The following is a 12,425-nucleotide window of genomic DNA, read 5'->3' as shown; positions in this document are numbered from 1 at the left end:
GGCTGATTAATAATGTAATTCCTATTACTTGAACAAGTGTTGCTAAAAGTGTGGCAATTGGAGGAATAAAACTTAAAACAGTTTATGTTCTTTTGTTTGCGGCCAACTTAAGAAACTTTTGTAAAATGATAGAATTACAAAAATGTAATGTGGGTGTAAGGAAACTGAATTGTACCATCTTTATGGTTAAAGCATACTTAAGGTAAGTAAGATTTATATTTTAACGGGTATAAATCTTACAAGTAGAATAGAAAGGTTAGGTATTATCATATGAAATGGATCATGAGAATTTTTGTGTTATTAGCTATAGTAGGAGGTGCTTTCTACTATATGAAGTCAGGGAATGGATACTATTCGACTAAACAATATTATGTAAAAGTAACGACCGATTCTACAGTAGAAAACGAAAAATTGAGTAATGGAGAAGTTCTTACGTATCATGTTTATGATGAGAAGGTGTACGATAAAAAAGGGGAAGAAAGAGAACTGAAAATTTCCATGCAAAATAAATTGGAAAAAAATCAATATTATTTGATTGATTGGGAAGAGCGCCGTGGGATTGTTTCTAAAATAGCTAAAGTGAATCAAGCAAAAATAGATAAAAGTATTTTAGATAAGTTGAACGCAAATTCATAATATTTCAGGATAAGTTAATTAAAAGCTGTGTTAGCGTAAGATTTATAAGAAAAAGGTATTGTAGCAAAAATAAAAGAGATTATTATAAAACAAAAAAGACCGAACCGTCTGGTTCTGTCTTTTTTTAGGAGTGAAGAATGAATTTTACAAATGATGTGGCACAAAGCTGGATTGCTACAATTGTAATGGCATGTATGAATATTGGACTATAACACTTATGCAGATGGTTTGCAGAGATATAAAATCAATATAGAAGAGGAGTATTGTTATAAATGACTTATGTAACTACAATTTTATCAATAGCGGGTATTGTTATCATGTCTTTAGCAAGGATTAATTTTAAAATAAGGGCGTTTGCTAATAAACCAGCTTGGGGTGGCTTAACTCTTCCCTTAATTCTAATTGGATTTATTTTATTTTGTATCGGTATGTTTTTAGGTTTTGTAAATCATCAGGGAATATTGTGAAGACGAAAAGCTACATGTTTTTCGTCTTTTCGTTCTCTTGCTTAATAAGAAAGATCCTGCAACTCAGTACAGGATCTTTAATCAAACGTTTTTAAAAGCTAAATTGTGGTTTCATATCACCTTTATAAGGTTCATGTTCAACGAATATAGTTATATCCTTACCAGCTTGGTCTTTACCAGTTCTTTTATACGTAAATTTATTCTTATTTAGTTCAGTAAGCTCAAGAGCAGCACCGTATTTATTATTTCCAATGGAAACATGGGCTCTTATTTTATTTTCGTGTACAACATCGAAGTAGCCATAATCACCGCGGCTTTGACCTGTTTCGCTATTGAAGAACTCATATTTATTAGATTTGTCATCAAATTTTGCTAGGCTTATAAAATTCGAATTAAACTGTGTTACATCATTACCAGCTTCATCTAATACCTTTGTTCCATGCCAAAGGGTATCGCCTAGAATTTTATCTCCATCAACGTTTTTAACAATATCTCCTGTAGTCGTGTTCAGCTGCTTGTCCGGATCAGTGAAAGAAAGTTCTTTTTCTTTATATGGGACATGTTCAACGAAAACTTCTACATCTTTACCGTTAGCGTCTTTCCCCATTCGTTTATAAGTAAATACATTTTTGTTTAGTTTTGTCATGTCAACGACAGCTTGATACTTCATTGATTCTGAAATTAATATTCTCTTCTTCCCATCATTTGTGACAAAGAAAGTTCCTTTATCGCCACGACTTGCACCTGTTTTAGCATCAAAAAATTCATATCTGCCTGACTTCGCATCATATTTTGCAAGACCAATGAAATTTGCATTCTCTTTTGTTAAGTCATTCTTATCTTTGTCATACACTCGTGTACCTTGCCAATTTGTCTCGCTAAGAATATTAGCCATTTTTTGCCCTTTAGTTAATTTATTTTCCTTTTTTGTTTCTTTAGCAACTTGTTCTTGTTTTTGTTTCCCATGATTTTCTTCAGCTTTAGTACCAGCACACCCTGTTAATGCTAATGTGAATCCGAGCAATACGGATGATAGTGCTTTTGCTTTTTTGTTCATGTTTTATCGTCTCCTTATTTTATGATTTCAAGTAGTACGGTTAGCGATTATAGTAGCAGTGCGTCATATATGAACTTAGTTGCTACGTTTCTTATGTTAATACCCGACTATAAACTGCCTCTAAATAAAACATTAAAAAAAGATAAACTAATTCCTAAAATTTGTTCATATTTATAAAAAATTGCTAGCTTGCTGTAGTGCCTACGAGTAATCCAAAAAATACATTGTAAAGAAGAAGGAAAGCCACTAACAATAATGTAATTGCTAATAGAGCTAATCGATTGTAGTGCAAAACTTTTGAGAAAAACTGTAGGAGAAATGAAGATTTTATAGAATTCGTTTCGTATAGGAAGGGGATACCCATGTTTGATTCAACAGATTTTAAGATTATACAATTACTACAAGGAAACGCTAGAATGAACTGGAAGGAAATTGGGGAGATAGTACATTTGACTGGTCAGGCTGTTGGGAAGCGAATTAATAAATTAGAAGAGGCAGGTGTCATTCAAAAATATACGATAAATATTGACAGGGCTAAGCTAGAAGGATCTATTATGACCTTTGTTACACTATTTTTGCATGCACCGCATTATCATAATCAAATTCAAAATTTTTTTGAAAAAACGGACGTAATTACTGAAATGTATCGTATAAGCGGCGATGGTTGCTATGTCATGACTCTTCAAACATCTTCGCATCAGCAATTAGAAGAGACTCTTGCAGATGTTTTACATTATGGTGATTATCGTATAAATACTGTCATTAAGACGATGGAAAAAAAGAAAGAATAAGATACTTATCCTTTCTTTTTTCATATGGAACTGTAATTCTTTATTTGCTTTTGGTTATAAAACAGTTTGCTGACATGACTGTTGCATAAATATCACCAAACTCTAATGCACTCATGAACGATTGATGAGCGTGTACTGCAGGGATTAGATTTCCTTGAAATTCTAAATCTTTTGTTGTACAAGCATCTTCAATTACAATACATTGAAATCCGAAGTCACTGGCAGCGCGCACTGTTGCATCAATACATACATGAGTCATCATACCGCAAATGACTAGTCGGTCTATTTTCTCTGTCTGTAATGTTTCTAATAAATTTGTTCTTAAAAAACTGTTGGGGTGATGTTTTTGAATGACTCTTTCGTTAACAATCGGTTGTACATCATCATGAATTTGAACACCTACTGTATCAGGTAAGAAGAAAGTAGCTCCTTCATTGTTCGCGATATGTTGTACGTGAATAACTGTTTTATGTTTTTCGCGAAATACTTTCAAAACTTCTTTCGCTTTTTGTGCGGCTTTTTCAGGTTGATGTAATTCCATATTGCCGCCTTCAAAGTAATCATTTTGTATGTCTACTAATAGTAACGCTTCGTTCATCGTTATTCCCCCATACTTAGTGATTCAGTACGTTATTTGTACTGTACCGTTATTATATAAATTGTAGCTATGCGGAAGTAATAACGTTATGAAACGATTTTAACGGATATAGTTTCAGTGTGAAAAAGCTATAAGATACAAAGCAAAGACGGGGATAATTTGTTTGTGGGATTTTTTATTTAGAAATAAAAATGGATGTTAACTTAATGATTCATCTAATCGCATGTTTACTTAGACGAATCAATAAGTAACAAAAAATCTTGGTATTTTCATGCGTTGTTATCTGTGTTTAGTGCTAGCTTTTGTTGTTCTTTTAATTTTTCAGGCGTCACGTCATTTCCTAAAGGATCTAATATCTTTAACCCTGTAACAGTGGTGTTGATTTGACCACGGATAATTTGAAGGTACTCCTCGCGTAATGCTTTACGCTCATGTAATTCTGTTTTTGTTAAACCTGCTTCTTTTTGTTTGTTAGCTAGTTCATTAATTCGGTTTAAAACTTCAAGCATTGTTTTCTCCGCCTTTCTTTTTTGCAAGTAGTTGATCATAGTTTAACTAATAGATTTCATCGTACTTTCATTTCAAAAGTACGATGAAACCGGTGATTAAAAATCGCCATTCCAAGAAGTTACTTCATCTACAGTTAATCGAACTGATGGGAATCCTGGCTCTTTTGCTTTGCCTAATGCAATCATTAAAACATCAGTTAAGTTTTCTGGAACGTTAAATGCTTGGCGGAATTCTACAACCTTATAGCCAAGCATTGGAACTGTATCATATCCTCTTGCTTTTGCAGCAAGCATCAATTGCATAGCTAACAAACCACCATCAAGCATTTGCCATTCTCTTTTTCCTTGGTCACTTACAGGTGCATAAAACTCACGAATGCTGTTGTTCAGTCTAGTTTTAATTTCTTCTGTCATGAATCCAGCAGCTACTGCACGTTCATTCACTTTATTGATATGTTCGAATTCGTGGGCATTATTTTCGCTTAAAATTACGATCATAGCGGATGCTTCTAACACTTGTGGTTGATTTAAAGCGATTGGGTGAAGCTTCTCTTTTAAATCTTGATCTGTAATTACCATGAAACGCCATGGGTTTAAGTTTGAACTGCTTGGTGCTAACATTGCTTCTTCTAAAAGTTCTTTAATTTCTTCATCAGAGATTGTAACGGATGGATCATAGGAGCGAACGGAACGACGCTCACGAATCACATCATAAAAATTTGTAGTACGATTTTCTTTTTTCATTTTAAAATACCCCCACTAAGTTGATGTTCTGTTATAAGTTGCTTACATGCATCATTATGGTATAGTACAGGTACTATGAAAAGTACGCACTTTTCCGTGATATAGACACCATCTCGTGACATAGGCACGAGAAAGTGCCTATTAAAATATAGAAGGAGTTCGGTATGAAAAAAGAGTATAACAATAGAATTGAAGTCGTTTTAGATGTGATCGGGGGTAAGTGGAAATCCCACATTTTATATCATTTAACAAGCGGACCGACAAGAAACGGTGAATTAAAACGATTGGTCACTGGTATTACACAAAAAATGCTTACGGAGCAATTGAAAGAGCTTGAAAAGGATGGACTCGTATCTAGAAAAGTATACAATCAAGTGCCACCGAAAGTTGAATACTCCCTTACAGAACAGGGACAATCATTAAAACAAGGCTTAAAAGTACTTTGTGATTGGGGAAGCGATTATATTAAGCATAAATATCCGAATGGTGAAGTGATAGTGAAAGAGGATGATCATCTTTGATTTAACAAAATGGTCTTTTTTATATGTAGAATGTTAATATCCCATTTTGAAAAGAACAGAATCAAAATGGGATATTAACATTATGCTTACAGTGTGATTTTTGCTGTGATGTTATACTGTGTATAAGATTTTATGTGTGTATGTTGTGTCGGTTTTTGTCGGTAAGTCGATATATTTCGAAAATCGCTGATATATTTGGAGTTGCGCCGATATATTTCGAAAATCGCCGATATATTTGGAGTTGCGCTGATATATTTGAAAAATCGCTGATATATTTTGGAGGGGGATAAAAGTGATTGTGAAAGAGCGGAAAATGCCCGTATATTTGCTCCAATTAGAAGCTTTACTTAGAAGATTGCCTGCTCATCATCCAAAAAGGAATGTGGTGGTTGAAAGTCTAGCGAAATTTATGGCCGGCTATAAAGGAGAGCAGGCGATCGAGTATCCGCTGAGTTTTCTATCCGAAGCAGAATACCATATTTTACATGATATTAGGTTATTTGATCAAAAACATTATTTCCAAATTGATACTCTCATAGTTTCATCTTATTTTCTTCTTTTTCTTGAAATAAAAAATATTATTGGTACATTAATTTTTGATGCAAAGTTCAATCAGCTTATTCGAATAGCAGATGGTACTACCGAAGAAGGATTCCCAGATCCGCTTTTACAACTGAAACGGCAAGAGATGCAACTGAGAAAATGGCTGAATCTACATGATTTACATAATATTCCGATTGAATCCCTCGTTGTAATTAGTTCCCCTCGTACAATTATTAAAACTTCAGATGAAATACTGTCTAGTAAAATTATCCACAGTGCAAATTTACCTAATAGAATAAAACAGATTAAAAATCAATATAAAGGAAAAGTGATTGATAATATAAATGGACTTATAGGCCAGATTATGAATGAGCACATTCCACAACGACAAAATGTTCTTGCACAATATAAAATTAAAAAAGAGGAGTTGCTAAAGGGGGTACAGTGCGAGGAATGTTTTACAATGGCAATGTTAAAAGAAAAGCAGGGATGGCGTTGTTCAAACTGCAATAGTATGTCTAAACATGCTCATTTACGTGCTGTACAAGATTACACACTTCTGTTTAATATGATAACTACTAATAGCGAATTGAGGGAATTTCTTAATATGGAATCTAGTTCTGCGGTTAAAAGACTCCTCCAAACAATGAACATCACCTACACTGGCAACAACAAAGGACGAATATATGATTTAACTTCTTTCCAATCGTAATTTTGCTATAATAAATAAGTACTTATACGAAGGGGAGTCTAAAGAGAATATGAAGTCATTTAATATCGATCATGTTATAGCTAGTGTTTTGCAATGGATATTAAATATAGCTTTAATTATATTATCCATTGTGTTATCGATTTTCTTAGTGAATGAGACGATCACGTTTGTGCAGTATATTTTTTCGTCAAAAGAGTATACGTCTTATAAATTGGTTGAAAGTATCATCGTCTATTTCTTATACTTCGAGTTCATTGCATTAATTATTAAGTATTTTAAATCGAATTATCATTTCCCGTTACGCTATTTTATTTATATCGGAATTACGGCTTTAATTCGATTAATTATTGTGTCTCATGAGGAACCGATGGAGACGTTATTATACGCAGGAGCAATTCTTGTTTTAGTTATTGCTTTATACATATCGAATATGAGAGATTTGAGAAAAGAGTAGTAGTGCAGACGTAAGTTTGCACTACTTTTTTACATCTTGACCTTCAAGTTGCCTGAAAGTTTACAATGAAATTAGGGCGTTTGAAATCGAAAAAAATTGAGAAATTAAGTGAAGAGGTTTCTTTTACTTGGAGGTTATAGGAATGAATCAGGAATTGAAGTTACGTCCATTAGAACGAGAAGATTTAAAGTTCGTACACGAACTGAATAATAATGCGCATATTATGTCGTATTGGTTTGAAGAGCCATATGAGGCATTTGTGGAGCTACAAGACTTATACGATAAACATATACATGATCAAAGCGAACGCCGATTTATCGTTGAGAAAGACAATGAAATGGTTGGATTAGTTGAGTTAGTAGAAATCGATTATATTCATCGTAGAACAGAATTCCAAATTATTATTGATCCGAATTATCAAGGATATGGTTATGCAGTAGAGGCGACGCGTTTAGCAATGGATTATGCTTTCGCTGTATTAAATATGCATAAGATATATTTAGTTGTGGATAAGGAAAATGAAAAAGCAGTACATGTTTATAAAAAGGTTGGATTTATTGTAGAAGGTGAACTTATCGATGAGTTTTTCGTTGATGGTAACTATCATAATGCGATAAGAATGTGTATGTTTCAGAAGCAATATTTTGAAAACAAGTAGTTGAAAGATTTGGAAGTAATGTTGACGCTTCATAAAACCGTATGCTAAAATCCCTTTTAAGTATTAAGGAAGGTGCAGAACATGCTTTATATAAAATTTGTAAAACTCATTAGAAAACTTTGCTCCGCACAAATGTATACGGTGAAGCGTTGTACGGAGCTTAATCAAGGGGTATAAATCCCCTATATTCATCGGCTGAATAACTTTTCTAAAAAAGTATAGTTTATCTATGCTTATTTCGTTATGGTTTTTCAGCTGGTGTATAAAATAGATTAAGGGGCCATAGACAATGCTTTGTCTATGGCCCTTTGTGTATATTATTCCGATGAGTCTTTACCGTAAATTGGAGTAGTATAGGAAAAACCACGAAGCAGAGGGCTAGTGTCGAATGACGCTATCTCTCTGCTTTTTTTAATTTCAGGAAAAGAGGAATAAAAATGAGTTTACTTAAAGTTGAAAGTTTATCACATAGTTTTATAGATAAAGTATTATACGAGAATGCTTCTTTTGATTTGCATAAAGGGGAGCATATGGGGATTGTTGGACAGAATGGTGCAGGAAAAAGCACATTAATGAAAATATTGGTGGGGGAAATTATTTCTGATAAGGGAGACATAAAGTGGCAACCTAATATTCAAATTGGGCATCTTGATCAATACGCTGACATTGATGAGGGTTATACCATTTCACAATATTTAAAGAGAGCTTTTTATGATTTGTATGAAATGGAAAAGAGAATGAACAAGTTATATGAAGAAAGTGCAATGACTGGAGATGAGAATCAACTACTAAAAGCGGCTGAAATGCAAGAGCAGCTTGAGGCTCGTGATTTTTATTCAGTAGACAGTATTACGAATAAGGTGGCAGCCGGTTTAGGTATTGATGCAATTGGGATGGATCGTGTTATTGGTGAATTAAGCGGAGGGCAGCGTGCAAAGGTAATTTTAGCGAAGCTCTTATTAGAAGAGCCTAATATTTTATTACTAGATGAACCGACGAATTTTCTTGATAAGGAGCATGTGGAGTGGCTTGCTAACTATTTAATGAAGTTCGAAGGAGCGTTTATTGTAGTGTCACATGATTTTGATTTTCTGGAAAAAGTAACTTCTTGCATATGTGATGTAGAGTTCGGAACAGTTAAGAAGTATTACGGTAAATACTCAGATTTTGTAAGGCAGAAGGAGCATTTGCGAAAAGATTACATTCGCCAATATTATGCACAGCAAAAGAAAATTGAAAAAACGGAAGAGTATATCCGTAGAAATATTGCTGGGGTGAATTCAAAAATAGCGCAAGGTCGTCGAAAACAATTGGAGCGTATGGAAAGAATTGCGCCACCAAGTTTTACTCATAAACCGTCTATTCATTTTCAGGGACTTCCCATTTCAGTTCAGACAGTTTTTGAAGTAAATAACCTTGAAGTTGGTTACGACTTCGCTCTCTTACCAAAGTTGAATTTTTCAGTAATGGGTGGGCAAAAACTTGTTATTACAGGTTTCAATGGAGTAGGGAAATCTACTTTATTAAAAACAATCGTTGGAAATATTGCTAGTATTTCTGGAGAGTTTCACTTTTCAGAGCAACTAAAGATTGGATATTATGAGCAAGATTTAAATTGGAGCAATGATTCTTTAACGCCGCTTCAAATTATTTCAGGGCAGTTTCCTAAACTGAATATGAAGGAAATACGCCATCATTTAGCTGCGTGTGGTGTGAAGGATACGCACGTCTCGCAAGAAATTCGTACGTTAAGTGGTGGTGAACAATCGAAGGTGAAACTGTGCGGATTATTACTATCACCTTGTAACTTCTTAATTTTAGATGAGCCGACAAATCATTTAGATGCAGAAGCGAAGGAAGCTTTGCAAAAGGCGCTAATTCAGTTTAAGGGCAGCATTATACTCGTATCTCACGAAGCGAGTTTTTATCTTGATTGGGCAGATAGCATCTTTGATATAGAGACAGGATTAGTTAAGGGGGTGTGAAACATATGAGTGAAAACAATTGGAAAACGAAAATTATATTATTTTTGACCGCTCAAACTATTTCGTTGTTCGGTTCCTCTCTCGTGCAATACGCGATTATATGGTATATCACCCTTACAACATCATCAGGAGTGATGTTGACTATTTCAACTGTTTGCGGTTTCCTACCACAAATTGCGATATCTTTGTTTGCAGGTGTTTGGATTGATCGTTATGACCGTAAAAAGATGATTATGTTATCGGATGGGATTATAGCGATTGCGACGTTAGTTTTAGCAATTTTATTTTTAACAGGATATAAAAGTATTTGGTTACTTTTTATTGTGTTACTCATTCGTTCAGCTGGAACAGGAGTACAAACGCCAGCTGTAAATGCATTAATTCCGCAAATTGTTCCGAAAGAGTATCTTATGAAAGTAAATGGAATAAATAGCAGTATTACATCTTTAATTATGTTTCTTTCTCCAGCAGCAAGTGCGACGATTCTTTCTATTGCCAGCATTGAAACAACACTTTTTATTGATGTTATTACGGCTATGATTGGAATTAGTATTATGTTTATCATTCAGGTGGAAGGACATGTGAATGTAGAGAGTAAGCAAAAATCTAATTTACAAGGAATTAAAGAAGGGTTCTCTTATTTAAAAGAAAATGTATTTATTAAAAGGCTAATCGTTTTATTAATTATCGTCATGATTTTAATAAGTCCAGCTGCTTTTTTAACACCTTTAATGGTAACTCGTTCTTTCGGGGCCGAAATGTGGAGACTTACTGCTAGTGAGATGACCTTTAGTGCGGGTGCGGCAGCTGGTGGTGTATTGATTGCGGCGTGGGGTGGCTTTCGTAATCGTATGTATACAACAGCGCTAGCTTGTGCATTATATGGACTGCTTATGATTGGACTCGGAATAGCACCGATATTTATTATGTATTTAGTATTTAATTTTTTAATTGGTATAACAATGCCGTGCTTCAATACACCAGTTACTGTGTTATTGCAGGAGAAAGTAGAACCATCGATGCACGGACGGATGTTCAGCCTTGTACAAATTGCGAATTCATGCGCGCTTCCTTTAGGAATGATAATATTTGGTCCATTGTCGGATATGTTTAGTGTAGAGATTTTGTTAATTTATGCTGGGATATTCGTGCTATTTTGCGCAATGTACATTGTATTAAGCAGGAGATTTGAAGTGTAAATATTTATAATTTAGAAGGTTTGCGAAGTGATTTAAGATGCTTCGCAAACTTTTTTGTTATTAGTTTAGTCAATAATTATTTATCGTTTAACGATAAATAATTATTGACTGTTAATTTTATTTTAGATAATATGATGTTAACGATTTAAGGAGAATTACATGAGTAGAGGAGAATGTGAAATGAAAAATAAATACGTAGTAGCTATTTCTTTAATGATTTTAGCGATTATTTCTTTAACTATACATGCTTCAAACAGTAAAGTAGGAGCGGATGGATTCCTTGAAGAACCTTTCTTTTTCCTAGTACCGATAAGTTATGTATTGTTCCTTAGTGGTATTGGTGTATTATTATTTGGATTTATTACTTCAAAACTGAAAAAGAGCAATAGATAGGTGCTACCAATAGGGGCCAAAGCACTCACTATGAAATAGCAACATACCATATGGAAGAAAAAGAATAAGTGAGATGAATCATGATGAACTATCATTTTTATAATGGAAGACAAGTAGGGTCGGCTATTACTTGGGCAGGAGCACAGGGAACAATTCATGCTGTGTATCAGGCTATTCACATGCAGCAGCAAGTACAAGCTGCACAAATGATGCAAAGTCAGTATATGCCGTATTCACAACTTCCGATGCAAATTGTACATTACGATGTACATCCAGCTGGTTTATTTTCCATTCCATATGGCGGGACATATTTCTTATGAAAGAAAGCGACTCAATAGAGTCGCTTTTTTTATATTCCACCCAGCTTCATCCCAAGGAATGCGAAGAGGATACCAATTATGTAAGTAGCACTTAAATATAAAAGGAAGATGTACAGTTTTTTAAGATCGAGAAGCTGAACAGCTTCTAATTTAAACGTAGAAAATGTCGTGAATGCGCCCATAAATCCAGTACCTAATAATAGTTGCCAGCCTGTAGTAACTCCGTTGCCAATTATATATCCGAGTAAAAATGCCCCTGTTATATTAATAAGGAATGTAGCAATTGGAAATTGTGTTTTATTTCTTTTCTTAAACCAATTGCTAATTGCAAATCGTGTAATCGCACCGAAAAATCCTCCTGTTGCGACTAATAAGGCTTCTATCATGAGTAATCACCTTCCGTAAGAGATTTCTTAATTAAGAAATCTCCAAGTGTATAGCCAAGGCCAGACATAATGAGGCCACCAAGTATGCTACATGATACATATAAGAAGGCTATGCTCCACTCAGAATGATTGATCAATTGCACAGTTTCTACACTAAATGTTGAAAAAGTCGTAAAGGAACCGATGAATCCAGTCCCGATGCCTGTGATAACCTCTGAAGGTAAGATGTTTAGTCGAGCGATATAAGTAGTTAGCCACGCTAAGAAGAAGCAACCGATTAAGTTAATGACTAATGTTGCTAATGGAAATGAATGATGCCAAAATGTGGTGATATTAAGACCTAAATAATAACGAGAAAGAGCTCCTAATATACCGGCAATGCCGACGATAATATAAATCAATTTTCTCACCTCTTTAAATAGCTTGCTCAAAAAAATAGACTCCTACCAGTA

General features: G+C 34.3%; 17 protein-coding genes. 11 read left to right on the top strand and 6 right to left on the bottom strand.

Annotated features, from left to right (window positions below):
* Positions 1–270 precede the first annotated feature (270 nt).
* Positions 271–636 carry a YxeA family protein gene (locus AC241_RS25340; RefSeq protein WP_043935792.1) on the top strand — a complete coding sequence of 122 codons (366 nt, stop codon included), beginning with the start codon at positions 271–273 and terminating at the stop codon, positions 634–636.
* A gap of 272 nt (positions 637–908) precedes the next feature.
* A complete protein-coding gene (locus tag AC241_RS25335; RefSeq protein ID WP_016079772.1) occupies positions 909–1,103 on the top strand; it encodes a hypothetical protein in 195 nt (64 codons plus the stop codon).
* Between the two features lie 91 nt (positions 1,104–1,194).
* On the opposite strand, the gene AC241_RS25330 is transcribed toward AC241_RS25335, so the two are convergent.
* Entirely contained in the window at positions 1,195–2,160 is a 966-nt protein-coding gene (locus tag AC241_RS25330) for a DUF4822 domain-containing protein (RefSeq protein ID WP_029443570.1), read from the bottom strand.
* A gap of 362 nt (positions 2,161–2,522) precedes the next feature.
* Between AC241_RS25330 and AC241_RS25325 the strand changes: the two genes are divergently transcribed.
* Positions 2,523–2,951 (top strand): Lrp/AsnC family transcriptional regulator, encoded by a 429-nt coding sequence (locus AC241_RS25325; protein WP_050844690.1) that lies wholly within the window; start codon positions 2,523–2,525, stop codon positions 2,949–2,951.
* Between the two features lie 40 nt (positions 2,952–2,991).
* On the opposite strand, the gene AC241_RS25320 is transcribed toward AC241_RS25325, so the two are convergent.
* The 3 genes from AC241_RS25320 to AC241_RS25310 all read right to left on the bottom strand — a co-directional run bounded on the left by AC241_RS25320 (position 2,992) and on the right by AC241_RS25310 (position 4,802).
* Entirely contained in the window at positions 2,992–3,549 is a 558-nt protein-coding gene (locus tag AC241_RS25320) for a cysteine hydrolase family protein (RefSeq protein WP_050844689.1), read from the bottom strand.
* 269 nt (positions 3,550–3,818) lie between these two features.
* Positions 3,819–4,058, bottom strand: coding sequence for a DUF896 domain-containing protein (locus AC241_RS25315; protein ID WP_050844688.1), 240 nt, complete (start codon positions 4,056–4,058; stop codon positions 3,819–3,821).
* A gap of 96 nt (positions 4,059–4,154) precedes the next feature.
* Positions 4,155–4,802 (bottom strand): nitroreductase family protein, encoded by a 648-nt coding sequence (locus AC241_RS25310; protein ID WP_050844687.1) that lies wholly within the window; start codon positions 4,800–4,802, stop codon positions 4,155–4,157.
* Positions 4,803–4,966: 164 nt separating this feature from the next.
* Between AC241_RS25310 and AC241_RS25305 the strand changes: the two genes are divergently transcribed.
* The 8 genes from AC241_RS25305 (at position 4,967) to AC241_RS25270 (ending at position 11,587) form a co-directional block, all read left to right on the top strand.
* A complete protein-coding gene (locus AC241_RS25305; protein WP_050844686.1) occupies positions 4,967–5,323 on the top strand; it encodes a winged helix-turn-helix transcriptional regulator in 357 nt (118 codons plus the stop codon).
* A gap of 292 nt (positions 5,324–5,615) precedes the next feature.
* Entirely contained in the window at positions 5,616–6,578 is a 963-nt protein-coding gene (locus AC241_RS25300; protein ID WP_050844685.1) for a nuclease-related domain-containing protein, read from the top strand.
* Between the two features lie 49 nt (positions 6,579–6,627).
* A complete protein-coding gene (psiE, locus tag AC241_RS25295) occupies positions 6,628–7,032 on the top strand; it encodes a phosphate-starvation-inducible protein PsiE (RefSeq protein ID WP_000834709.1) in 405 nt (134 codons plus the stop codon).
* Between the two features lie 142 nt (positions 7,033–7,174).
* Positions 7,175–7,690 carry a spermidine N1-acetyltransferase gene (speG, locus tag AC241_RS25290; RefSeq protein ID WP_001071094.1) on the top strand — a complete coding sequence of 172 codons (516 nt, stop codon included), beginning with the start codon at positions 7,175–7,177 and terminating at the stop codon, positions 7,688–7,690.
* A gap of 437 nt (positions 7,691–8,127) precedes the next feature.
* A complete protein-coding gene (locus tag AC241_RS25285) occupies positions 8,128–9,675 on the top strand; it encodes an ABC-F family ATP-binding cassette domain-containing protein (protein ID WP_050844684.1) in 1,548 nt (515 codons plus the stop codon).
* A gap of 5 nt (positions 9,676–9,680) precedes the next feature.
* A complete protein-coding gene (locus tag AC241_RS25280) occupies positions 9,681–10,874 on the top strand; it encodes an MFS transporter (RefSeq protein ID WP_048564209.1) in 1,194 nt (397 codons plus the stop codon).
* 159 nt (positions 10,875–11,033) lie between these two features.
* Positions 11,034–11,267 (top strand): DUF3955 domain-containing protein, encoded by a 234-nt coding sequence (locus tag AC241_RS25275; protein ID WP_042969156.1) that lies wholly within the window; start codon positions 11,034–11,036, stop codon positions 11,265–11,267.
* An 80-nt stretch (positions 11,268–11,347) separates the two neighbouring features.
* A complete protein-coding gene (locus AC241_RS25270; protein ID WP_050844683.1) occupies positions 11,348–11,587 on the top strand; it encodes a DUF3947 family protein in 240 nt (79 codons plus the stop codon).
* Between the two features lie 29 nt (positions 11,588–11,616).
* Here AC241_RS25270 and crcB (AC241_RS25265) read toward each other — a convergent pair whose 3' ends face one another.
* Together crcB (AC241_RS25265) and crcB (AC241_RS25260) are read right to left on the bottom strand one after the other, a co-directional pair.
* On the bottom strand, positions 11,617–11,973 hold the full coding sequence (gene crcB, locus AC241_RS25265; protein ID WP_029443563.1) for a fluoride efflux transporter CrcB: 357 nt from the start codon (positions 11,971–11,973) through the stop codon (positions 11,617–11,619).
* Entirely contained in the window at positions 11,970–12,374 is a 405-nt protein-coding gene (crcB, locus tag AC241_RS25260; RefSeq protein WP_042969155.1) for a fluoride efflux transporter CrcB, read from the bottom strand. Before crcB (AC241_RS25260) ends, crcB (AC241_RS25265) begins: the two co-directional genes overlap by 4 nt.
* Positions 12,375–12,425 lie beyond the last annotated feature (51 nt).

Origin of the sequence: Bacillus thuringiensis, assembly GCF_001182785.1 — a bacterium.
Lineage (GTDB): Bacteria > Bacillota > Bacilli > Bacillales > Bacillaceae_G > Bacillus_A > Bacillus_A thuringiensis_S.
Note: the sequence above shows the minus strand (reverse complement) of the source record. Positions and strands in the feature narration are given on the sequence as shown.